The following is a 22535-nucleotide window of genomic DNA, read 5'->3' as shown; positions in this document are numbered from 1 at the left end:
GTAATAACAGAAAATCGTATTTTGTCATTGAAACACGTTAGAAAGTCATAATTTTATCTGAATATTAAATGGATCAGCATCACACAATAGGCTTTGTGCAGGAAGGACATGTAAGTACCTAACGCTATGTGCTAACGGAGACCCAGCGTTAACCTATTTTATTAAAGGAAATAATAAATGGCAGAGAAACGATATTATTGGTTCAAACTTGAAGAAAAATGGTTTGATCGTAAAGAAATTAAAAAGCTTCGTAGGAATGCCGGAGGAGATACTTATACAATTATCTATCTCAAGATGTTATTAAAAAGTCTCCAAGACGGCGGAAAGTTATATTTTGAAGATTTTGGGGAATCATTTGCTGAAGAAATTGCTCTTGAAATTGACGAAGAAACTGAAAATGTAAAAATGACTCTTATCTATCTTGAATCACATGGATTGATTGTTTGCAACACCCCAGAAGAATATGAACTTACTAGTGTAAAACAACTAGTTGGGGCTGAAACAGCAAGTGCAGAGCGTCAAAGACGTAGGCGTGAAGCGTTGAAACGTGACAATGTCACGCTGAACCGTGACCAAGTCACAACGATGTCACGGTTAGGTCACACAGATAAAGATATAGAGATAGATAAAGAATTAGATAAAGATGTAGACGTAGTAAATACGAAAAACCACAACGGCGACAATTCATCTTTTTTTGATAATCTTCAAAAATATTTGGGGCGAGGTTTAACTTTTCCAGAATCTGAACAAGCTAGAGCTTGGAGAGAAGAACAAAGTGAACAAATGATTCTCAAAGCAGTTAGCATAGCTGCTTTGAATAGAACCACAAGCTTTGCGTATATCGACAAGATAATTAGGAATTGGAACAATAAAGGGATTACAACTTTAGCAGAACTTGAGAAACACGAAGAAAACAGGGAGCGATCAAAGGGGAAACAGCCTGCATATTCAAAAAAAGTTGTTAAACCAGCTCCTGAATGGTCTGATCCTAATCCAAAAGTTGAAATGGCAAATCCTGATGAAGTGAAGGAGATATTTGATAAATATGGAATTGGAAATACCTAAATTTGCTTTATCTGAGGAAAATGCAGATTACTGCGTTACTTTAGCAAGCAGAGTCTGTTCAGGAGTTACAAAAGCACATTACTATGAGTATATAAATTGGGCCTATAAGTCCAATGATGGAAAATGGAGTTCAGCAAATTTTGTAAAAAGATTATGTCGAAGAACATCGGAGAGCACATCTAGGCGAATGTTTGCATGGCACATGGAAATTAAAAATGGAAAAAAGGTGCGAGTTGACGATCACTTTGATCTGATTCCAGCAGCACCACTTAAAAATTAAAAAAGAAAAGGTAAACAAAATGAAAGCAAATAAAAAAATCACAGGCGAATTTACATTATCTGAACTTGGAGCAGTTCAACCTTTCCAAGGTTGGCTAAATGAAATGAATTTTGATTATGCCAAAAAAGGTATGACATACAAAATCGCAAATCTTACAGATGAACTTTTTGACAACATCTTGATTCAAGCTTCCGAATTTGATGCACAAGCAAATGATCAGATGGATTTGTTTGAGCAGGCAGAGCGAAAGGATGTAACAGAAGAAAAAGAAGAGTTACCAGTCCCAAATACAATTGATGGAGATTTTGAGGAAGTATAATCATGAAATTTATCTTTAATTTATATCGAGCAACCAGCAAATCTAAAGTTGTTTCCAAACAAGATAAACTAATTTTGAATTCAAATGATCGCATGCATTTTCATCAGAAAGCAAAAATAGTTGAACAATTGAAGTTGAGAGCACAAAATTGGTTGAAGTCTTATATAAATCAACACTAAAACATTTTCCAGGTATTCCTATTCCTGATGAAGAATTGGCGAAAGAACTTTTGAGAGTTGGAGTCAAAGCTAGATTCGGTGCAGAAGAACTAACAACTTTAAAGGAGCACCTTGAACCCTATAGTGATAAAGACATAGTAAAAATTCATGAAGAAAAAATGCAGCTTGTCACTGCTACAGAGTTCAAAGCTGTGCATAGACAAATGTTAGAGCAGACTAGCGACCTTGAAAAGAAACTTGCCACTGCTGTTAAAGCTTTGGAAGATATAAATGATTGTACTTGGCACTCAAAAAATAGAGGCTTAGTAGTTGATACATCAGACAATGGAACAGTAAATTTATTCGATTTTACTGAAAAAGCACTCGCAGAAATTGGAGGTAAAGATGATTAGCTGCTGTTTATGCGGTAGAGAAATAAAGGAAGCTGAAGTAATACCAGGACAAGAAAAACAAGTCTGTGATATATGCGAGGCTAGATTGGAGTTTGAATGAAGAAGTTTATTGAAAATACAGTCACAGTCATTCTACTAAGTGGATTTATTGTTCTATTCATTGCAGTGATATATCGTACTGTTAGATGGATTCTGGGATTTTAGAAAACAAAAAAGGCGCCATGGCGGGCGCTCTTTACAAATAGAACATTTCTAACTCTATTATATCAAATGAAAAGGAGTTAGGACGTGAGTAGAAGATACACATTATCACAGAATGATTTAAAGATGATTGAAAACAAATTGTTCATGTATAAAAGAATTGATAATGCTATTGCTGTGAGAAAACAAGAACTAAAAATTAAAGAAAACCGAGATGAGAATTTTGGCGGTGGGCGTTCTAACAAAATTTCAAAGCCAGTTGAAGAGTTGGTTATGAAATGGGATGCTGATCCACAAATACAAAATTTTAACAATTTCAGAAATTTAGTTGATGAGATGTTGACTGAACTTGATGATTTGAATCGTCTTATTTTCCATTATCGATGGATTGACTCCAATAGATACACGTGGGAAGAGATTGCCGATAAATGTAAGTTGACCGAGAGACAAATTTATCGCAAAAGAAGGGCCATTTTGGAACTTTACGACGATAAAACGGGAGGTTTTTGGTAAAAAATGCTCAAATGTCATGTTTAGGGTATAGAACCTGACATCAAAAAAGTGTTTTAATAGTATCATCAAGAAATTGAGAAAAATAAAAAGCTGATGAAAATAGTCGGCTTTTTTATTGTTAAAATAAAGAGGTGAATCGTTGCTTTAATGCTGTTTAAGAGGTATCATGTACACACGATAAAAAACGGAGAAAAGACATGATTACGCAAGAGAATAGAGCAAAAAAATTAAAAGTATGTAGAAATTCTAAAGTATTACTTGTTAAGGATAAAAAACAACTTCCAACAAAAAATAAAATAAATAAGTTGGAAAAGTTATTTACAGCTGAATATGAAGAAATTATTGCGAAAAGAAATGAAAGAAAAAACCAGATATTTAAGAATACAAAAGGCGGACTAAACTTAGTGCTTAAAAATATTGAAGATGATAACTTAATCAATGCTTTGAACGAACAAGAAGCACAACTTGAAAATAAGTATTCATTGCTTAAGATATATTACACTATTTAAAAATGTTCAAAAAAGAATAAAAGGACTTGTACATCATGTACAAGTTTTTTTGAGTGAAAAAAGAGGTAGATATGCAAATTGAAAATAAAAATATCGAAGATCTTATTCCGTATATAAATAATCCACGAAACAATGATGAAGCAGTTGATGCGGTCGCAAGCTCAATAAAAAACTTTGGGTTTAAAGTCCCAATTGTTATTGATTCGAACGGAGAGATTATTAATGGCCATACACGACTAAAAGCAGCTAAAAAATTAGGTCTTGAAAAAGTCCCTGTTATTATAGCTGATGATTTAACACCAGAACAAGTAAAAGCATTCCGGATTGCAGATAATAAGGTTGCTGAAATTGCAACGTGGAACGAAGAACTTTTAAATATTGAGCTAGGAGAGTTAGCTGAACTTGATTTCAACATGGAAGAGTTTGGATTTGGAGACCTGAACGAAATAAAAGAGGTTGAAGAAGATATTGATTTTGATACAACTCCTCCCGAGGATCCGACTTCACAGGAAGGTGAGATTTACCAACTGGGCCGTCATAGATTGATGGTTGGCGATTCTACAAGTATTGAACATGTCGCAGCCCTTATGGACGGACAACAGGCAGATTTACTATTGACTGACCCGCCCTATAATGTGGCATACCAAGGTGCGACAAAGGATGCACTAACAATAAAAAATGATGATAAAACAAATACGGAATTCCACCTGTTTTTAGTAAAGGCATTTGAAGCAGCGAGAAGCGCAATGAAAAAAGGTGCAGCTTTTTATTGTTGGTATGCATCATCAGAAGTTGTAAATTTCCATACCTCAATTGAGGAAGCGGGTTTCATGGTAAAACAAGAGCTTATTTGGAATAAAAACCAAATGGTTCTTGGCAGACAAGATTATCAGTGGAAGCATGAACCATGTTTGTATGGTTGGCTAGAAGGGGCTTCTCATTCCTGGTATTCTGGTCGGAATCAGACAACGATTCTTAATTTTGATAAACCGCAAAGAAATGGTGATCATCCAACCATGAAACCTGTTGCACTATTTGATTATCAAATGAAAAATTCAACTAAAGAAGGCGACATAGTACTAGACCTTTTTGGAGGTTCGGGTACAACTTTAATTGCTGCAGAACAAAACGGAAGAAATGCTTATCTCATGGAATTAGACCCACGCTATGCCGACGTAATTATTAGGCGCTGGGAGGAACTCACAGGAGAAAACGCAGTAAAAGTTAAATAGGAGGGTATTATGACTGCAAAAGGTAAATTAACCGAAAAGCAAGAAGGTTTTGCGTTTGCGGTCGGTTATGAAAGTAAGAGCTATTCACAGGCCTACAGAGAAAACTATAAGGTAAAGCCTGAAACCCTTGATACGACTATCTGGTCGAAGGCTTCTAAAATTGCAAATGAGTACAAGGTTAGTACAAGGATAGATTACTGGAAATCAAAGAAAATTGAAGAATCAAAACGCGCCTTTTCTTGGGATTTAAAAGAGGCAGAAAAAGAGCTACGTGCGATTATCAAGAAAAATAAAAACGACTTGCTTCGAGCAGAACAGCTTGGAGAAAATGCCAACCCAGCAATTATCAATACTTCGATTAGTGCTATTAAGGTACTAAATGAAACGTTCGATAAGATTACAAAAGAATACAATGACCTGCAGAAAAGAAGAGAGGTTTCTGACATGACAAGGGAAGAAAGAATAATTCTTTTATCTGAAATTGCGACAAAATCTGGGAAGGAATCCGATATGATTAAGGCGATTGATACACTTAACAAGATGGAAGGTGATTATACAAGCAAAGTAGAACTATCAGGAGAAGTGAAGACAAATCCTTATGCTGATTTAACAACCGAGGAATTAAGGAGGCTTGCAAATGTCCCAGAAGATGGTTGACAAAGCGAATCTTCGTGAAGAAGCCTTAAAAGAATTAGCACGTCGAAATTACCTCGATTATTTCTATTACGCTAATAACTGTACTTTTCTACCCTTGCGACATCAAAAGTATATTGCTCCTTATCTGCAAAGAATCTCGGAAGGCGAGCGGCTTTTTATGATTGTAGAATTGCCTCCACAGCATGGTAAATCAACATTTATCACAGAAGCTTTCCCTTCTTATTACTTGATGAAAAACCCCGATAAGTTGGCAATGGTTGTTTCATATTCCGAAGAGCTTTATAAAAAGTTTGGTAGGAAGAATCGGGAAAAGTTTAGAAGTTTTAGCAAGGAACTGTTCAACTTAGAAATAAGTCCCGACACTGCGAGTGTATCTGAATGGGGAGTGGATAAACATCTTGGTCAACTTTACAGTACTTCTATTTTAGGGGGAGCTACTGGTCGAGGATCTAACCTACTTATTATTGACGACCCGATAAAAAACCGCGCAGAAGCTGAATCTAAAACGATAAGAGACAAAATCTATAATGAGTGGCAAGACACTTTTTATTCTCGTTTATCTGCAGATGGTTCAGTAATTGTCATAATGACCAGATGGCATGAGGATGATTTGGCCGGAAGGCTCTTGAAAGAAAAGAAGCTTCCATGGATTGAAATAAAAATACCTGCCATTGCTGAAGAAGGCGATTTACTTGGTCGCAAGATTGGTGAATCTTTGGCACCAGAAATCGGAAAAGACGAAGCTTGGGCTGAACAGACAAAAGAAGTTACCGGCTCACGTGGTTGGGCTGCTCTTTACCAACAAAGGCCGACACCAGCAGGAGGGGATATATTTAAACGTTCCTGGGCTAGGTTTTATGTCCCAACTATTGAATTGAAACTCAAGCTAGGACTAGGGGATGATGTGAAAGTTTTACCCACGCGCTTTGATATACAGGTCCAGTCATGGGACTGTACGTTCAAAGATAAAAATACATCTGACTTTGTATCAGGGCAGGTCTGGGCGCGTGAAGGTGTCGACAGATATCTTTTAGACCGACATCACGAGCGTATGGGAATAGTTGATACTATGAAAGCTATTGAAGTTATGACAGCAAAACATCCTGCAGCAATCGGTAAGCTAATAGAGGATAAAGCGAATGGATCTGCAGTAATTGAAATGCTGCAGAAGAAAATCCAAGGAATTATTCCAGTTAATCCTCAAGGAGGTAAGGAAGTACGTGCTCAAGCAGTGGCACCTCTTTGGGAAGCTGGTAATGTATATTTACCTCATCCGCTTTGGAAGTCTTGGTCAGATGAAATATTAGACGAAATGACGGCTTTTCCAAATGGTGCTCATGATGATGATGTGGATAGTATGACACAGGCTTTAGTGAAGATGGATGCCAAACCAAGACGAACACGTCGAGAAAATAGAAAGACAGCTTTTTAGTGAACGGTTATTACTTACATATTTTGATATAATGTTTTCAAAAGAAAAATTTAAGGATTTGAAAAATGGAAAATTTAGAAAAAAAGTATCAAGTATTCATCTCATCAACATACAAAGATTTAATTGAAGAAAGACAAATTGTTGTTGAAGGTATCTTGAATGCGGGTCATATTCCAGCAGGAATGGAATTATTTCATGCAGGAGATGAAACTCAAAAGGAATTAATAAGTGAGTGGATTGAGGACTCAGATATTTATGTTCTTATTTTAGGAGGCCGATATGGTTCCTTAGATGATAATGGCATGGGTTATACGCATTGGGAATATGAAAAAGCAAAAGAACTTGGTAAACCTATTTTTTCATTAGTTCTAACTGAAAATTATCTGAATACTAAAGTGATAGCTGGAAAAATAAAAGCTACCGATCTGACTTATCATGATGACAAGCTTGTTAACTTTAGAAATGAGGTTATGTCTAAAATTGTTTCTAATATTGATAACATTGCACAAATCGAAGCAGAAGTTATAAAATCTATTAATAGAATCATAAAAAAACGTGGAAATGATTTAGAGGGGTGGATTAAAGGGAGCAGCTTAAAAGAATTAGAAGCATTGCGCAAAGAAAATAAAAAATTATCTTCAGACTTGGTAAGTCGGCAAGGCGAAGTAATTGTAATGCAAGAAAAGCTTAATGAAGTTAAGGATGATTTTATTGGTTCATTTAGATTTTCGGCAGTAAAAGAAATTCTTAGTAAAGATTTCCCTGCAACCGAGGCAAGTAATAAGATTAAAAGAGCGAAAGAAGAAATCCAAAGACAAATAAAACTGCGTAGTCGCACTTCAACATATAATACACGTGACTATGAATCTGAATTAGATTTTGTAGAAAAAATAGAAGAACTGAAAGCATCTTCTTTAGAAGTGTTAATGAACACAAAGTCCCAACTCACCATTTCAGGCTTGAGTGAAACAACTTTGCCGGGACAGAGTTTATTTTTCGAACTCTATGTATCAAAATGGATGGAATTATCCTTGGTTGAGTTGAAAAAAGGAACAAGTAAAAGAAGAGATGTATATGTTTTAAGTGCTAATGGTAAAAAGTTTGTTTCAATGATTGAGATAGAAAAGTTGAAATCAAAATAGAAATTAAAAGTCTAGAGTTCCTGGGCTTTTTTATTATGAAAAGGTGGTGATAAATTGACCTCAAAAATTATTAGCGGAAAAGCTGAAGAAATAAAAGAAGGCTTGAAAAAAAGCGAAGTAAAAATTACCAAAGAAAAAGAATTGATAATCAAAGAAGATGGAAAAGCAGACCAAGCGCGTGACTTAACGCAATTATCACCGCCATATAACCTTGCAGAATTAAGGGCCATTACTGATATTTCAGATATTCTAAACCAGTGTATTGAAGCTTATGCGACAAACGTTGCTGGATTTGGCTTTGGTGTTCGTTATCTTATTGATGATGTCGAAGAAACAGAAGAAATGAAAGCGGAGTGGAGTACTCTTGACTCTCTTTTGAAGGACTTGTCTTATGAGCGCCCAGCAAAGGAAGTGATTCAGGAAGCTATCCGGCACGTCGAAGAATGTGGCAATGGTTTTATTGAGGTAATTAGAAACTTACGAGGTGAGGTCGTTGGTATTGATTCTATTAAGCCAGAGTATATGACAGTAACAAAACTCAATAAGGTTATTAATAATCAAGGACAAGAAATCAAAGTCCGATATTTTGTTTTCTCTGACTCCACTAATGATTCCGAAGTAGAAAACGGAACGTGGTATAAGAGTTTTGGAGATCCAACTTTATTGGATACTAATGGCACAATTGGTGCAGGAACTGCAACGGAAGTTATTCATTTAAAAAATGGAGATTTTCAAGACCCTTATGGTATTCCTCGTTGGATTGGTCCTCTGATTAAGATAATTGGTAATCGTAAAGCTGATGAGCTGAATTATCGTTACTTCACACAAGGACGTCACGTTCCACTTGCAATAGTTTTGGAAAATGCTGAATTAACTCCTGAATCAGAAGCATCACTACAAAATTATGCGAACTCAGTCGGTGGAGAAGCTAATCAGCATAAGTTTTTACTGTTAGAAGCTGAAAAAGTTAGTCCAGTAGATCAAATGATAGATGACGACAAAACTAAAGCATCTGTACGGATTGAAAAGCTTACAGATATCTTGCAGCAAGATGCTCTTTTCCTTGAGTATGATGAGAATGTGTCTCAGGCAGTGCTTGGAGCTTTCAGGCTTCCACCAATCTATGTGGCCAAAACCACGGAATATAATCGGGCGACTGCTGAAACAGCAAAGGAACTGACAGAAGAACAAGTCTTTCAACCATTGCGCGAGTCTTATGCATGGCGACTCAATGATTTATTCAAAGAGTATGGGTTCAAATATGTTGAAGCTTACTTTAAATCTCCTAACCTTTCTAATATGGATGATATTAAAGCTATCTTATCTCCAGCTATCCAAGCGCGTGCTGTAGCTCCTAACGATTTACGTGACCTACTTTCTAAGGTTCTCAATAAGCCGTTAGAGGACTTTGAGGGAGAGGAGTATAATTTACCCAACAGTACTCAAACAGTACGACAGGGACAAGATTTGGGGGTGCTGGATATATCCAAAGCTTATGGAGATTCAGAAAGTAGCGAAATCGCTGCGAGCATTCGAAGATTAATTAAGGAGGCTAAAAATGACGGATGAAGAATTAATTCAAAAGGCACTAGCACTAAAAAAAGAAGAAGATAAAGAGCTTGCTAAGTTATTGAAATTAGCGGGTTTTTTATTTGTTGATGAATTAGTCAAACAGATTTTAGAAATCGAGGACTCTTTGGATGAAATCTTACAGAATGACTATGAACAATCAGCCGAGCTTGCTGAAGAACTCGCTAGTAAAGATAAAAAACCTCTAAAAACTGTAATCATTTTGGCCTTAAGCGCTCGAATTTTCAAAAGTGAAATGGCAAAGAAAGTTAATCCTAAACTAAAACTATCTTTCTTAACGCTTTATGAAAAATTTAACGGTAAATACAAAGGGGATGAGCCTCATAATCCCAAGTCAAGACACTTTAAAGAAATTGAAAGATGGCTTAAGAATTTACCTAAGCTTATGGATCTAACAACCAAAAATAATCTTGTTAATTTAATTCAAAAATCCTATGAAGATGGGAAAGGAGTTAAATGGTTGGAGCGAGAACTCGTTAAACTATCGGAATTTAGCCGAAGTCGTGCCAGGACAACTTCAATTACTGAAGTGTTGCGTATGTATTCAGGGTCACAATATGAGTCCATGATGAACAATCCCAACATAGTAGGTAAGGAGTGGAGACATACCAGCGGAATAAAAGAACCACGTGAAGCGCATGGAAAAGCGGACGGGGAAATTATTTCTAAAGATGATTATTTCATTATTGATGGCGAAAGATGTAGATATCCAAGAGACCCTAAACTGTCTCCAGGTAACTCTATTCAGTGCCATTGTTTTATGAATCCTGTCTTGGCTGACAAATATACAAAATGAAGGAGGAAAAATGCGAAAGCTAGAAAATGTAAAAGTTACTCATGTTTCATACGTCGATAAAGCAGCAAATAAAAAGAAATTTTTTCTGACAAAATCTGCTGCAGAACCAACATTTGAAACGGAAGTTAAACTTTTGACAAAAGCGGAAGATCCGCAGAAGTTGGTTTATGGTGTTGTATATGAACCAGATGCTGAAGATGCTCATGGAGATTTTATGGATGCTGAAACAATCGAAAAAGCAGCTCATGACTTTATGGAAAACTATCAGCAAATTGACAAGCAGCATGATTTTACTACTCAAGCTGGAAAAGTTGTTGAGAGCTATATTGCTCCAACAGAGATGAAGATTGGAAAGTCTATAATTTCTCAAGGTACTTGGGTACTCGTTACCAAAGCCACTGACGAAATGTGGGAAGACATCCAGAAAGGAGAATTTACAGGATATTCATTAGCTGGAAGTGCTGAGGTTGAAGAAATTGAAAAAGCTACAAAAGAGCGCTATATCGAGAAAGAACCAAAGCGAAATTTAGTCGCTGCTGTGGATGCCTTTTGGCAGACTGCAGGAAGTATAATTTGGGACAGCAACCAAGGCTATCCTGAAATATACGATAATGTGATAGCCGAGGCAGAAGAATTAATTGATGTGATTAATCAATTAAAAAATGCTAATGGCATTGTTAAATCTAAAACTGTTACAAAACAAGGCTTTGTCAATATGGTAAAGTCTATTTTTAATACAAAGAAAGAAGAGGAAATTGATATGACCCCTACAGAATTGAAAAAAGCTCTTGAAGACGCATTGCAACCAGTGAATGACCGATTGGATGCAATTGAAAAAGGCGAAAATCCTGCCAAAGATGATGAAAAGGATCCTGAAAAGAAAAAAGACCCTAAAAAAGAAGATGAAAAAGCAATTGATGCTAAAGAAGTAGCTAAAGCCGTTGCTGAAGCAGTCGCTCCACTCAATGAAAAAATTGAACAGCTGGAAAAAGCGCGTGTAAGTAACAACCGTGAAACTTCATACCAAGCAAATGTTGCTAAATCAGAAGCAGTTCCAAGCTACGTTGATGCTGCTTTCCCATTGGACTAATAGAAAGAGGACTAAAATATGAAAAACGAAGATTTACTCAAACAAATGGCTGCAATTACTAAAGCAGGAAACAATGTAACGTTACGTGACGATAATGCACGCGCTTTTGTGATGGACATGACAGGCGGACAAGCAACGCTTAAAAAACTTCCTGTATATTTCGCTAAATCAGGCACAGGTTCAATCGACAAACTCGGTGTAAAACGTCGTAATTTGAAAAAACATCAAGGTGTAAATACTAAACCTGATGGCACAGACATCAAAGAAGAAGCATCAGTCAACTTCTCTCTTACTGCTCTTTATCTTGATACTTGGATTGAAAATTCAAATACATTCTACACTGCGCGTACTCGTGGCCAAGATGTTCGTCAAGCTTTGCTTTCTCTTATGCAAGGACAATTCGGTGCAGATTTACAAGATCTTGCATTTAATGGTGATGAAGAAAGTACTGATGAATTCCTTAAATTGAATAATGGATTCATTAAGATGGCTAAAGCTAATGCGGCTGTTAAATTGGATGGAGCTAAACTTCCAACTATTCAAGAACTTACAACTGGTGTTGTAGGTAAAGTTGAATCTAAATATTTGAACAGCACATTCAAATGGTTCATGTCTCCAGCAACAGCCTCACACTATGTGGCAGAAATCCAAAATCGTGAAACTGTTTTGGGTGACTCAGCAATTGTGAATGGTGCTCTTACTAATATTGCTGGTTACGGTGTCGAAATTGTTGACTCAATGGAAAATGATATTGTAATCTTTACGCCATACGAAAATTTGACACCAGTTATTGGATTGGATGTAACTTTAACAACTGCTGCGCAGGACTCAACTGCGGTTGCCAAACAAGCTACATATCATTTCATGTTGACAGATATCGACTTTGTTATCCGTGAAGATAAGATGGTTGGTATCGTTACAGTTACACCCTGATGCCCCCCAAGAACCAACTGGGGTCACGTTGGATAATGAAACACTTAATTTAGTTGTTGGTGGAACTCAAAAATTAACAGCAACTGTAGCACCTGATGATGCTGATGATAAATCAGTTCAGTTTTCATCAAGTGACGCTGCTATTGCAACAGTAACTCCTGTTCAAGGAACAGTTACAGCAGTTGCTGCAGGCACTGCTACAATTACCGCCACAACTGTAAATGGAAAAACGGCTACTTGTGTGGTGACAGTAACAGCTGAGTAGTTTGCAAAGAATATTCTTAGAAAGGAGAAGCAATGAAACCGTATGTTGATGAAGAATTTTACAATGATGAGTTCATGGGAGTACACGTGGAAAGCAAAGATTTCTCTCGGTTTTCTAAGCGTGCATCTGATGTAATTGATGTCTTAACAGGATGGCAAATTCTAAAAATCGGTTTAGATAAATTTACAGAAGATGTTCAGATTTTGATAAAAAAAGCTTGCTGCGCTCAGATTGAGTATTATCAACTTGAAGGCATTGAACTAGATGCAACAGGAAATACAGAATCCTCGGGTAGTGTTTCTATCTCTGGTTTTAGCTATTCAGGACGGAGTTCTGAAGGCAAACAAAGCAGTCGAGCAGCGCCAAGCTGTTTGACTTATCTAGAAGGTACGGGCCTACTTCGTAAAAAGGGGGTGCGAATTGGTATCATTTAAACCTATACCGAAAAAACTTTTGATTCATGAAGTTAGCTATATCCCACCTGAAAAAGAAAGGGATGGCTCTATTGGCGGTAATACTGATCAAGAACCAAAAATTATTAAGCGCGTGAGGTTTAATCCAAATCACAAGCTTATTAAAAAACCGGGTAACGTTGAAAGCTTTACTACTGGTGTACTTTTTATTGATGCAGTAAACTCAACTCCGTTCATAAGCCCTGCAGAAGGCGGGACGATTTTATTTAAAGGGCGTAAGCTTAAGGTACTTGAGTGTAAAGAAACCTATACTGATCAAGCAGAAGTTCATCATTTGGAGGTGATGTTGCAATGAGTATCAAGTTTAGTGGTAATTTTAATCGTACTAATCGTGCTATTAAAAAGGCTTTGAATCCTATAAGTGTTGAGGTTGCGAAACAATCAAATAAGTATGTCAAAAAAGATACGGGGGCAACAGAAGCTAGCGTATGGTCGGACAGTAATTTTGATATAGGGCAATTAATCTGGGGAACTGATTATGCAGCACATGCTTATTACACGGGGACTCCTTCAAAAGAGCATAATTCGGAAGCTCAAATGAGATGGGCAGAAGTTGCAAAAGCTAGGGATATGGAAGCAATTCTAAAAGTTGCTCAAAACGCGGTAAAGGAGAATCTCTGATGGATTTATATGCAAGAGTTGCGGATCACTTGAGAACGTTAGGGCTATCTACTCCCAGATTAACTAGTGAAAGCCGTCAAATTATTCAAGAGGACAATCCTCCACAGGATAATGAACGAGATATTGCAATACAAGGTATTGCGACTGGTCAAGCACAACAGGATTTGGCGCGTAATAGATCAATGTCCCCGTTAATTCAGGTTACAGTAAAAAATACTAACCAAGCTCAAGCTATGGATGATGCCTGGAGGATTGCGGATAGCTTTGATAAATTACCAAGAAAAGAAAAGGATGATTGGGTCACACTTAAATCAAGTGATGGCTCTTTTGTTTTTGAAAATAGTGAGGTCTATACACAACCTCGAAATTTAGGAAAACAAGAGCATGATGCATACTTGTATGTCCTAACAATTAGATTAAATATTACAAAATAAGGAGAAAAGCATGGGTATTTTAAAACTCAATTTACAACATTTTGCCGTAACTGGATTCGCTCCTAACTGGATGAATAAATACGAAATTGGTGAAGCTGGCGTCAAGGGATCAGATGGAAAGACTACGCCACCTACCGAACTTTTTGAGCTTGCTGCTGGTATTCAAACTGTGGATCCATCTAATGATGAGGATACAGAAGATTATAGCTACTACGGTGATCGAGGGGGGAAACAAACAGAAGTAACTGGCCTATCGTCTGCGTATGCTTTTACAGGCCACCGTCTTTATGCAGATGATCCCGCTCAAGAATTTGTTCGAGACCGTCTGACTAAAACTGGCCAAGATCGTGTTATTTATTTCAAACATACGGAGCCAGATGGGCGCGTGCGTGCGGGTAATGCCACATTATCAGGTATTGTACACACTGGGGGAGATGCTAATACTCGTGGGAACTTTGAAGCGACAGTAACATTTATTGGGCTTCCAAGTGACGAAAAGCCTGCACCCTAATGCGCCCCAGAATGTAACTGGGGCAATTAATAGTGATGGATCAATCAAGTTAGATTGGGATAGTGTAGATGAAGCACAATCGTATCTTACACACTACAGTGAAGCGAATCATGCTGATCCAAAAGATGCGAAGTTCATGGGTTACTCAGAAACGAATTCTTGGACACTACAAGCTGCAAATGTTCCTGTACTTGAAACTGGAGATGAAATATATCTTTATGTTCAAGCTTACAAAGAAAAAGGAGTGGGAGCTGATGATGTAGAAAAAGCGGCTTATCTTCATGATGGAGAATTTATAGGATCTGCTTGGAGTGCAGTGGTCACTCTAACTAAGGAATAAATACAATAAAAGGCTAGGTCTAATCCTAGCCTTTATTTTTTAAGGAGAAAATCATGGCAAAAAAACAAAATATTATAGACATTAAACTCACAAAGAATGTTCAACCTGTTCGAATTTTTGGATTTGACTTTGAAATTAGTCTGAACTTAAAGAAGCGCACGAAGCAAGCTGAAAATCTAAAGAAAACATTGGCTGAAATTGAATCAGAACAGAAAAAAATTGATGTTCTAGTTAAAAATAATGACTTGGCTGGTCTCTACCAAATTACTGAAGTCTTTGAAAGTAAAATTAAAGATATTACAGATGAGATATTTGGATCAGGGGCATTCGACAAACTTTATGAAGCAGCTGATGAAGATGTCTCAGTTGTTACAGCCGCTATGACTTCTTTTAGCGAGCAATTCGCACAAATTAATACCAAACAAAAGATGCAGTCATATATCGACGGTAAGAAACGATAGAAAGGAGGTGCTAATATGGCACTTTCTCTTTCGTGGGGGATTAATAATTCAATAGATGTGGAAGGAGTAGAGTATAAACTTGATTTAGAATTCTCTAAGGTATTGCGATTCTTTGAATTATGGAAAGATGATGACCTATCAAATATTGATAAGGCGTATATATCTATTAATATGCTCTTAGTTGATGACGATGTAAAAATTGATATGGAGTTACTGCCCGCCTTACTCGCTGCTATTACGAAACGCATAGTAGGGGATAAGCTACAACATAATTCCACAAAGCGTGACCTTAAAGGGAATGTGTTAGAAGAAGAGAAAAAATATTATGATCTCGAAGAAGATGCGGATTATATTTATTCTTCATTCATTATGGATTATGGCATAGATCTTATCGACCAAAAAGAAAAAGGCACTCTTCACTGGGATAAATTCAATGCATTGATTATTGGATTATCAGATAATACTAAGTTTAAGCGCGTGATTGAAATACGGCAAATGGAAATTCCAGAAAAAGCTACACCCGAAGAGAAGGAAAAAATTCAGAAAGCTAAACAGGAAGTTGCCCTTAAGTCGAATCGTGAAATGATCGAGTTTGAAATGATGGACTTGAAACAAAAAAGAGAATACATGATGAGAAAGGAGGAAACAAATGGCGAGTGATGGTTCAGTAATAATTGATGTCACCTTAGATGGTGCCAAAGCACTAGCTCAATATAATCAGTTAGGAAGTAAATTTTCTAGTGCAACAGGAGCTGTTGGAAGTGCTGCAAGTAAAATGGGTAGCATTATTAAGGGGGCTGGTATTGCAGCTGCTGCTGGTGCCGCTGCTGCAGGAGCTGGAGCATTAGCTCTTGGGAAGTCAGTTGTTTCTTCTTATGCTGATTATGAACAATTAGTCGGTGGTGTAGATACTCTTTTTAAAGATGCAAGTGGAACAGTACAAAAATTTGCGGATAATGCTTTCAAGACTGCAGGAATGTCCGCGAATGAATATATGGAAACTGTAACAGGTTTCTCTGCCAGCTTGATTCAGTCGCTCGGTGGAGACACCAAAAAAGCTGCTCAAGTTGGTAACATGGCAGTTACTGATATGTCTGATAACGCGAATAAAATGGGAACATCTATGGGGATGATTCAAAATGCTTATCAAGGATTTGCCAAGGGTAACTATACAATGCTCGATAACCTTAAGCTTGGTTATGGAGGCACACAAGAAGAAATGAAGAGACTTCTTGCTGATGCTGAAAAATTATCTGGTGTTAAATATGATATCTCAAAATTTTCTGATGTTGCAGAAGCGATTCACGTTATCCAGACTGAAATGGATATAACAGGTACAACAGCAAAAGAAGCAGCAAAAACAATTGAGGGATCTATTAACTCCACTAAAGCTGCTTATCAAAACTTACTGACAGGGCTAGGTAATCCTAATGCAAATATTGACAAACTTGTAAATGACCTTGTCGAATCATTTGGTAATGTGATAACCAATATTACTCCAGTAGTTCAAAATTTAGTTAAGGTACTTCCCGATGCATTAGGCAAAATGTTTGGAGAGGTAGGGAAATTACTTCCACAAGTTTTACAGCTGATTTCAGGGCTATTTAGTCAAATACTAGCATTGATAATTCAATTAGCACCGACGTTAGGACCAGCTTTAATAAATGCATTCACCTCGATGGTTAGATCGTTGCTGTCAATGCTTCCTCAGCTTATTAGTACTGGTTTTCAATTAATTACTAATCTTGTCAATGGAATACAAGAGGCATTGCCTCTGCTTATACCTATGGCAAATACGGCTATTTCTATGTTAGTTACTGGTTTAATAACAAATGCTCCTATGATTATTCAATCAGCTGTCCAGATAATATCTACGTTGGTAACTGGAATCGGTCAGCAACTACCATTGATAATTTCTGCAGCTTTACTGATTATTGTTTCACTGCTTAACTCGATTGTCGCTGCGTTGCCTCAATTGATTCCAGCTGCTATTGGGATCATAAACCAAGTGATACAAACAATAATACAATATCTTCCATTACTAATTACAGCAGCAATTCAAATAATCGTTGCAATTGTAACGGGACTAGCTCAAGCAATTCCACAATTGATACCAGCAATAGTGCAAGCTGTGATGGTAATGGTACAAACGATAATTCAGAACTTACCTTTACTGCTGAATGCAGCAATCCAGATAATTTTAGCGATTATCAAGGGTCTTGTTAATGCACTCCCACAATTGATTGGACAAATGGATGAAATTATTACAATGGTTGTTAACGTTATACTTGATAATTTACCAATGTTAATAAGAGCAGCAATTCAAATTGTTGCAGCATTAATTTCTGGATTACTTCAAGCACTCCCTCAGCTCCTAACAACAATGGGGCTTTTAATTTATAGACTGATTGGCAGTATTGCAAGCCGAATAGGTGAGTTTGCTACTAAAGGTATAGAAATTATTGGTAATTTCATTAAAGGGATACTAAGCGGGGAAAAACCAGCAGATGCTTTTAGGAACTTGATAAATGATGTTATTAATTTGTTTGGCTTGGATACACTGTTTGATGCTGGTAGAGCTATCATAGACGGTTTCTTGAATGGATTAAAATCATCATTTGAGAATGTAAAAGACTTTGTGGGTGGAATTGGTGATTGGATTAAAGACCATAAAGGACCACTGCCTTACGACCGTAAGTTACTCATTCCTGCTGGTAATTATATTATGGATGGCTTGGATGAAGGACTTCAAGAAAACTTCAAAAATGTACAAAAAAATGTATCAAGTATGGCTGATAAATTATTGAATAACTTCAATCCTGAACTTCCTGATTTTAGTAGAAAAATCGGAATAGGGAATGACTTATCAGGACTCGGAGAAGCTTCAATGCAAGGAAAAGCAAAAGATACACAATCTACACAGGGAGATTTTAACGTATCAATTGTGATGGAGAATGTTCATCTTGCAAATGATGCGGATATTGAGGAAACAAGCACTAAGCTTGCAAAGGATACTGAAAGAAAGATAAGAGGAAGGTTAGAAGGATGAATTTTTTAAATGATCCATACTTTATGTTTATGGGAAGAAAGTCTAACGAATTTAACATGCGCGTGTTGAATGATGTAGAATTTGTTCTTCCAGAAGCAACTTTTGATTTTCAGTCTGTTGATGGGAGAAGTTCGGACATTATTTTTGATTTAAATAAATTCGAAGATATTGAAAAAACATTCCCAATGAGAGTTTTTAGAAAAGAAAATACGAATTTGCCTACTCAACTAAGAAATATTGCTACATGGCTTCACTCTTCAAAAAAATATTCATCTCTTGTCTTTAGTGAATATCCTGATTATTACTACAAAGCTATATATCATACGGGAGTGAATGCCCCTGATAAATACAAAAATAGTCTAATAATAGACATTACTTTCAAATGTCAACCATTTATGTTTCGTTTAGACGGTGAGGATATAAGAGAAATTGAAAACGGTGCGGCTCTTACCAATCCGGAAGAATTTCTAAGTCTCCCCTTGGTAAGTTTTAATAAGACAACTGCTACGGCAGACAGCACGCTTTATATTAATGGAGAACAGTACACCATTGCTAAAGAAGCGGGTACTGGGATGATTACGATTGATAGCGAAACAGGAATTGCTTATAAAGAGGGTGGTGTAAATGTTTCAAAATATTGTCTCATTAACGGTGCTGGCTATCATCCTATTACGCTCCAACCTGGGCGAAATGAAATATCTTACAACAATATGAGTCAAGTTAAAATTAAACCAAGGTGGAGGAATTTAGCAATATGAGCATTATGATTTTACATGATAAGACAAATAATAACTGGAACTCACAAGGTCTAGGTCCACTTCACGAAGCTATGAATCCTAAAGTTACACGGGAAAGGAATGGTATCTATGATCTTACGTTTTCTTATCCTGTTAAAGGAATATTATTCAAAGAACTTGTAGTCGGACGATGGATTGTGGCGGATGCAGGACCTAGTCAAACTGCAAAAGCCCAAAGATTTGAGATTGCAGAAATTACGAAGCCTAAGAATGGTATTGTGACAGTTTATTGTGAACACTACCGGTATCAATTTCTAAGAGCAATTGTAAAATTGGGTTCAAAATTTGAAAATGTCACAGCCCAAACAGCATTAAATCAGTTGCGAAATCAAATGGAGCCAAAAGGCGACTTTACTTTTTATAGTGATATTGCAACGACTTCTTCCATCGACTTTACAGATCCTTCAAGATTTAAAAATGTTCAAGAAGCTCTCGGAGGAGTGCAAGGATCGATGCTTGATAACTTTGGGGGCGAGTATCTTTTCAATAATAATCAAGTACGATTGTTGGCCAAAGCTGGTATTGAAAGAAATGTAATCATTGCTTATGGTAAAAACTTAACGGATATATCCCAAGAAGAGAGTATTGAAAATACGTTTACTTCGGTATATGGTTGGGCAAAATTAGACGGTGAAGATGGGCAAATTATTACATTGCCCGAAACCTATCTTGATAGCGAGTATGTCAATAACTACACACAACGTCGCATTCAAATGGTCGACTTTTCGGATAAAAAGCCTGAAAATGTGAGTGCTTTAAGAGAAATGGTTAAAAGTTACATCAAAACTAATAAAGTTGGAGTTCCTAAAGTCAACATAAAAACAAGTTATGTCGATTTAGCCAGCTCTGTTATGGATGAACAACTTAAAAATTTAGAAGAACTGGATTTGTGCGATTGGGTAACGGTCCTCTTTAATGAGCTTGGTATCAATACAAGCGCTCAGATTATTAAAACGGTTTGGAATGTTACCCTTGATAAGTTTGACAGTTTGGAGCTTGGAGAAGCAGCAACCAACATGTCAAAAGTCCTTAATGATAACCAACCAGACACTGATAAGATTATTGACAAAATAGGTTGGTTAGAAGATGCTCAGAAAGAAGCATCGGACATTCTTAATAATCCAGGAAAAGGCCATGTAGTTATTTATCCGAGTCTATCTGATCCACAACAAATTCTTATTATGGATACTGAAGATATTAACACAGCTAAAAATGTGTGGAAATGGAATTCCGGAGGGCTTGGTTTTAGTTCTACCGGTTACTATGGTGCATATGGTCTTGCTATGACTAATAATGGAGCTATTGTTGCAGATAGAATGACAACAGGTACGCTCCGAGCTATTGATATTATAGGTGTGTCAATATCTGCAAGTGACATAACAGGCGCAAATATCTTTGGTGGGTTAATCAAAGGTGCTCAATTTGTTCAATCAGATAACGGTGGATCCGCAGTCTTAGGCATGAGATATGGAGCTTTGGGTTTCTTCAGTTCGGAGAGTGCAGCGATTGAAGGTAACAACAAATTTGCTAGTGTATATGGAGATTCTAGTAGTGGAGGAACCATGATTATGCATGCTGGTGGGACAATATTTAGAATATATGGTAACTCCACTTCTAACTTTGGAGGTCCACTCGAGATATTCGGAAAAATTACTGGTAATAAAGGTGCTGATCTTTATGGCACTTTAAACATGAATGGTCACTCCATTATTAATCAGTCAGATATTCGACTTAAAGAAAATATTACTGTTCCTACAATAAGTGGTATTACTGAAACGAAACGTATCCAAATGGCAGAATTTGAATATAGACAATTCTACGATAAGCAGGACCCAGAAAAGCAACGTCCAAAAGAAAGACAGTTTGGTGTTATTGCTCAGAGTACACCATTCTTAAGTAAGATACAAAATGAAAAAGAGAATCATTATTTAAGTGTTGATTTAAATAAACAAATTAATCTGAATACCTTAACCAATCAAGAACTGATTGAAAAAGTTGAATGTTTGGAAAATCGTTTAATTATCAAGCAAAAAGGAAGCCGAAAAACTCATACTAGAAAGGGGAGAAGATGGCGTACAAAACATTAAATCTTGACTTAGCGAAGTCGCCTATACTGAAATCTATTGTTTATGGTCGTATTGGTGATAGTGATATGCAGACTGTGACAGTCAATGTCACAAGCCGTGATGTACCAGTTGACTTAACAGGCTTTATAATCACCTTTGAAGGAATAACTAATGGTGAAAAGACGAAGGTATTCGATGTTGACGGAATCAGTAGCACAGACGAAGGGTTGAAAAAAGGAACGTTTGATTATACGTTTCCGAACATGGCATTTGCGGTTGGTGGTAGTTATGAGATTGCTTATTTCTCTATTGTAAAAGGGGACAAGCGAGATACGACAGGCGAGTTTGACATTATTGTTGGCAGTAATGCGGATATTGATGCAGCAGAAGCAGAAACCATCATCACGGAGTATAACAAACTTGTAAAAGAACTCCATGCGATTACTGATAAGTACATTTCAGATTCTGATGCTAAGTTTTCGGATATTAATGCAAAAATTGTAGATTTGCAAGCTAAGATAACTCAGTATCAAACTACAGTTAAAAATACTGCAGATAGCGCAGTTTCAACTATCAACACAACAAAGGACAGTGCAATTAATGCAGTGAATACAAGCTCTAATGCTGCAATTAAATCCGTGGAGGATGCACTGAAACAATTTGAAGCAGGGGATTTCTATACTAAATCAGAATCCGATGCTCAATTTGCACCAATAAAAACAGCTCAGGATTTAGCCAAACTGTCTCAAACAGTAGTTACTAAAGCTAATGATTCAGAAGTAGTGCACCTTACAGGGGATGAAACTATTGCCGGTAAGAAGACTTTTTCGGACGATACCATTTTTAAAGGAGATGTGGCTTGGACTGATATTGACTTATCGAGTCAATTTACAGGTGGGCAACCACAAGTTATGATTGATAGGGGAAAGTGGCTAGTTGTTTATTTAAATAATATAAAAACTGCAACAAACTTAGCTGCAAACACTCCTGTAAATATCATTCAACTACCAGTGAATATGCGAACGGACAGGCAACAAGAAAAAACAGTAAATATCCGCATTGCGAGCGAGTTCGTATCTTGCCGTTTATTGCTAATGAGTACAGGATATATTGCTGTTGTTCCACCTAAGTCAATTCCCTCAGGTTCGGGATTCGGAATTACAGAGACATTTATATTAATTTAAAAAA

Annotated in this window: 27 protein-coding genes; all 27 read left to right on the top strand. The window is 36.8% G+C overall.

What is annotated here, in order from left to right; genetic code table 11:
* Positions 1–177 precede the first annotated feature (177 nt).
* The 27 genes from J0J33_RS08430 (at position 178) to J0J33_RS08300 (ending at position 22531) form a co-directional block, all read left to right on the top strand.
* Positions 178–1065 (top strand): phage replisome organizer N-terminal domain-containing protein, encoded by an 888-nt coding sequence (locus tag J0J33_RS08430; RefSeq protein WP_206921693.1) that lies wholly within the window; start codon positions 178–180, stop codon positions 1063–1065.
* Positions 1046–1345: a hypothetical protein gene (locus J0J33_RS08425; protein WP_206921692.1), complete on the top strand. Its 300-nt coding sequence runs from the start codon at positions 1046–1048 to the stop codon at positions 1343–1345. Before J0J33_RS08430 ends, J0J33_RS08425 begins: the two co-directional genes overlap by 20 nt.
* A 19-nt stretch (positions 1346–1364) precedes the next feature.
* The gene (locus tag J0J33_RS08420; RefSeq protein WP_206921691.1) at positions 1365–1664 is read left to right on the top strand and encodes a hypothetical protein; all 300 of its coding nucleotides are present in this window, start codon (positions 1365–1367) and stop codon (positions 1662–1664) included.
* Positions 1665–1812: 148 nt separating this feature from the next.
* Positions 1813–2235 (top strand): hypothetical protein, encoded by a 423-nt coding sequence (locus J0J33_RS08415; protein ID WP_206921690.1) that lies wholly within the window; start codon positions 1813–1815, stop codon positions 2233–2235.
* A gap of 288 nt (positions 2236–2523) precedes the next feature.
* Complete coding sequence (locus tag J0J33_RS08410; protein ID WP_242526923.1) at positions 2524–2949, top strand: transcriptional regulator; 426 nt, start codon at positions 2524–2526, stop codon at positions 2947–2949.
* Positions 2950–3146: 197 nt separating this feature from the next.
* Positions 3147–3458: a hypothetical protein gene (locus tag J0J33_RS08405; protein WP_206921689.1), complete on the top strand. Its 312-nt coding sequence runs from the start codon at positions 3147–3149 to the stop codon at positions 3456–3458.
* 71 nt (positions 3459–3529) lie between these two features.
* The gene (locus tag J0J33_RS08400) at positions 3530–4690 is read left to right on the top strand and encodes a DNA modification methylase (protein WP_206921688.1); all 1161 of its coding nucleotides are present in this window, start codon (positions 3530–3532) and stop codon (positions 4688–4690) included.
* Between the two features lie 9 nt (positions 4691–4699).
* Positions 4700–5347, top strand: a complete 648-nt coding sequence (locus J0J33_RS08395; protein ID WP_195212847.1) for a hypothetical protein — start codon at positions 4700–4702, stop codon at positions 5345–5347.
* Positions 5328–6779, top strand: a complete 1452-nt coding sequence (terL, locus tag J0J33_RS08390; protein WP_206921687.1) for a phage terminase large subunit — start codon at positions 5328–5330, stop codon at positions 6777–6779. The genes J0J33_RS08395 and terL overlap by 20 nt, the downstream gene beginning before the upstream one ends.
* Positions 6780–6844: 65 nt before the next feature.
* Positions 6845–7921: a DUF4062 domain-containing protein gene (locus J0J33_RS08385; protein WP_206921686.1), complete on the top strand. Its 1077-nt coding sequence runs from the start codon at positions 6845–6847 to the stop codon at positions 7919–7921.
* Between the two features lie 54 nt (positions 7922–7975).
* Positions 7976–9490 (top strand): phage portal protein, encoded by a 1515-nt coding sequence (locus J0J33_RS08380; protein WP_206921685.1) that lies wholly within the window; start codon positions 7976–7978, stop codon positions 9488–9490.
* On the top strand, positions 9480–10307 hold the full coding sequence (locus tag J0J33_RS08375; RefSeq protein ID WP_206921684.1) for a phage minor head protein: 828 nt from the start codon (positions 9480–9482) through the stop codon (positions 10305–10307). The genes J0J33_RS08380 and J0J33_RS08375 overlap by 11 nt, the downstream gene beginning before the upstream one ends.
* A gap of 10 nt (positions 10308–10317) precedes the next feature.
* Positions 10318–11397: an XkdF-like putative serine protease domain-containing protein gene (locus J0J33_RS08370; protein WP_206921683.1), complete on the top strand. Its 1080-nt coding sequence runs from the start codon at positions 10318–10320 to the stop codon at positions 11395–11397.
* 18 nt (positions 11398–11415) lie between these two features.
* Positions 11416–12330, top strand: coding sequence for a phage capsid protein (locus J0J33_RS08365; protein ID WP_165719744.1), 915 nt, complete (start codon positions 11416–11418; stop codon positions 12328–12330).
* 28 nt (positions 12331–12358) lie between these two features.
* Complete coding sequence (locus J0J33_RS08360) at positions 12359–12595, top strand: Ig-like domain-containing protein (RefSeq protein ID WP_206921682.1); 237 nt, start codon at positions 12359–12361, stop codon at positions 12593–12595.
* Positions 12596–12627: 32 nt separating this feature from the next.
* Entirely contained in the window at positions 12628–13029 is a 402-nt protein-coding gene (locus J0J33_RS08355) for a hypothetical protein (protein WP_206921681.1), read from the top strand.
* The gene (locus J0J33_RS08350) at positions 13016–13363 is read left to right on the top strand and encodes a putative minor capsid protein (protein WP_206921680.1); all 348 of its coding nucleotides are present in this window, start codon (positions 13016–13018) and stop codon (positions 13361–13363) included. The genes J0J33_RS08355 and J0J33_RS08350 overlap by 14 nt, the downstream gene beginning before the upstream one ends.
* Positions 13360–13689 (top strand): hypothetical protein, encoded by a 330-nt coding sequence (locus J0J33_RS08345; protein WP_206921679.1) that lies wholly within the window; start codon positions 13360–13362, stop codon positions 13687–13689. The genes J0J33_RS08350 and J0J33_RS08345 overlap by 4 nt, the downstream gene beginning before the upstream one ends.
* Complete coding sequence (locus tag J0J33_RS08340) at positions 13689–14123, top strand: minor capsid protein (RefSeq protein WP_206921678.1); 435 nt, start codon at positions 13689–13691, stop codon at positions 14121–14123. The genes J0J33_RS08345 and J0J33_RS08340 overlap by 1 nt, the downstream gene beginning before the upstream one ends.
* A gap of 10 nt (positions 14124–14133) precedes the next feature.
* The gene (locus J0J33_RS08335; RefSeq protein ID WP_206921677.1) at positions 14134–14634 is read left to right on the top strand and encodes a phage tail tube protein; all 501 of its coding nucleotides are present in this window, start codon (positions 14134–14136) and stop codon (positions 14632–14634) included.
* Positions 14612–14974 carry a fibronectin type III domain-containing protein gene (locus J0J33_RS08330; RefSeq protein ID WP_242526922.1) on the top strand — a complete coding sequence of 121 codons (363 nt, stop codon included), beginning with the start codon at positions 14612–14614 and terminating at the stop codon, positions 14972–14974. Before J0J33_RS08335 ends, J0J33_RS08330 begins: the two co-directional genes overlap by 23 nt.
* Positions 14975–15027: 53 nt before the next feature.
* Positions 15028–15435, top strand: coding sequence for a hypothetical protein (locus J0J33_RS08325; RefSeq protein ID WP_206921676.1), 408 nt, complete (start codon positions 15028–15030; stop codon positions 15433–15435).
* Positions 15436–15450: 15 nt separating this feature from the next.
* Complete coding sequence (locus J0J33_RS08320; protein WP_206921675.1) at positions 15451–16095, top strand: Gp15 family bacteriophage protein; 645 nt, start codon at positions 15451–15453, stop codon at positions 16093–16095.
* Positions 16085–18484, top strand: coding sequence for a phage tail tape measure protein (locus J0J33_RS08315; RefSeq protein WP_206921674.1), 2400 nt, complete (start codon positions 16085–16087; stop codon positions 18482–18484). The genes J0J33_RS08320 and J0J33_RS08315 overlap by 11 nt, the downstream gene beginning before the upstream one ends.
* On the top strand, positions 18481–19242 hold the full coding sequence (locus J0J33_RS08310; protein ID WP_206921673.1) for a distal tail protein Dit: 762 nt from the start codon (positions 18481–18483) through the stop codon (positions 19240–19242). Before J0J33_RS08315 ends, J0J33_RS08310 begins: the two co-directional genes overlap by 4 nt.
* The gene (locus J0J33_RS08305; protein WP_206921672.1) at positions 19239–21368 is read left to right on the top strand and encodes a phage tail spike protein; all 2130 of its coding nucleotides are present in this window, start codon (positions 19239–19241) and stop codon (positions 21366–21368) included. The genes J0J33_RS08310 and J0J33_RS08305 overlap by 4 nt, the downstream gene beginning before the upstream one ends.
* Positions 21350–22531 (top strand): BppU family phage baseplate upper protein, encoded by a 1182-nt coding sequence (locus J0J33_RS08300; RefSeq protein WP_242526921.1) that lies wholly within the window; start codon positions 21350–21352, stop codon positions 22529–22531. The genes J0J33_RS08305 and J0J33_RS08300 overlap by 19 nt, the downstream gene beginning before the upstream one ends.
* The last annotated feature ends 4 nt before the right edge of the window (positions 22532–22535 follow it).

It is taken from the genome of Lactococcus sp. LG1267 (genome assembly GCF_017309545.1).
Taxonomy (GTDB): Bacteria; Bacillota; Bacilli; order Lactobacillales; family Streptococcaceae; genus Lactococcus; species Lactococcus petauri.
Note: the sequence above shows the minus strand (reverse complement) of the source record. Positions and strands in the feature narration are given on the sequence as shown.

Coding starts and splice junctions, on each gene's coding strand:
- J0J33_RS08400 (WP_206921688.1), top strand. CDS start 3,530: ATGCAAATTGAAAATAAAAATATCGAAGATCTTATTCCGTATATAAAT.
- J0J33_RS08340 (WP_206921678.1), top strand. CDS start 13,689: ATGGATTTATATGCAAGAGTTGCGGATCACTTGAGAACGTTAGGGCTA.
- J0J33_RS08315 (WP_206921674.1), top strand. CDS start 16,085: ATGGCGAGTGATGGTTCAGTAATAATTGATGTCACCTTAGATGGTGCC.
- J0J33_RS08395 (WP_195212847.1), top strand. CDS start 4,700: ATGACTGCAAAAGGTAAATTAACCGAAAAGCAAGAAGGTTTTGCGTTT.
- J0J33_RS08335 (WP_206921677.1), top strand. CDS start 14,134: ATGGGTATTTTAAAACTCAATTTACAACATTTTGCCGTAACTGGATTC.
- J0J33_RS08405 (WP_206921689.1), top strand. CDS start 3,147: ATGATTACGCAAGAGAATAGAGCAAAAAAATTAAAAGTATGTAGAAAT.
- terL (WP_206921687.1), top strand. CDS start 5,328: ATGTCCCAGAAGATGGTTGACAAAGCGAATCTTCGTGAAGAAGCCTTA.
- J0J33_RS08305 (WP_206921672.1), top strand. CDS start 19,239: ATGAGCATTATGATTTTACATGATAAGACAAATAATAACTGGAACTCA.
- J0J33_RS08365 (WP_165719744.1), top strand. CDS start 11,416: ATGAAAAACGAAGATTTACTCAAACAAATGGCTGCAATTACTAAAGCA.
- J0J33_RS08310 (WP_206921673.1), top strand. CDS start 18,481: ATGAATTTTTTAAATGATCCATACTTTATGTTTATGGGAAGAAAGTCT.
- J0J33_RS08425 (WP_206921692.1), top strand. CDS start 1,046: ATGGAATTGGAAATACCTAAATTTGCTTTATCTGAGGAAAATGCAGAT.
- J0J33_RS08370 (WP_206921683.1), top strand. CDS start 10,318: ATGCGAAAGCTAGAAAATGTAAAAGTTACTCATGTTTCATACGTCGAT.
- J0J33_RS08430 (WP_206921693.1), top strand. CDS start 178: ATGGCAGAGAAACGATATTATTGGTTCAAACTTGAAGAAAAATGGTTT.
- J0J33_RS08325 (WP_206921676.1), top strand. CDS start 15,028: ATGGCAAAAAAACAAAATATTATAGACATTAAACTCACAAAGAATGTT.
- J0J33_RS08375 (WP_206921684.1), top strand. CDS start 9,480: ATGACGGATGAAGAATTAATTCAAAAGGCACTAGCACTAAAAAAAGAA.
- J0J33_RS08320 (WP_206921675.1), top strand. CDS start 15,451: ATGGCACTTTCTCTTTCGTGGGGGATTAATAATTCAATAGATGTGGAA.
- J0J33_RS08345 (WP_206921679.1), top strand. CDS start 13,360: ATGAGTATCAAGTTTAGTGGTAATTTTAATCGTACTAATCGTGCTATT.
- J0J33_RS08355 (WP_206921681.1), top strand. CDS start 12,628: ATGAAACCGTATGTTGATGAAGAATTTTACAATGATGAGTTCATGGGA.
- J0J33_RS08420 (WP_206921691.1), top strand. CDS start 1,365: ATGAAAGCAAATAAAAAAATCACAGGCGAATTTACATTATCTGAACTT.
- J0J33_RS08385 (WP_206921686.1), top strand. CDS start 6,845: ATGGAAAATTTAGAAAAAAAGTATCAAGTATTCATCTCATCAACATAC.
- J0J33_RS08300 (WP_242526921.1), top strand. CDS start 21,350: ATGGCGTACAAAACATTAAATCTTGACTTAGCGAAGTCGCCTATACTG.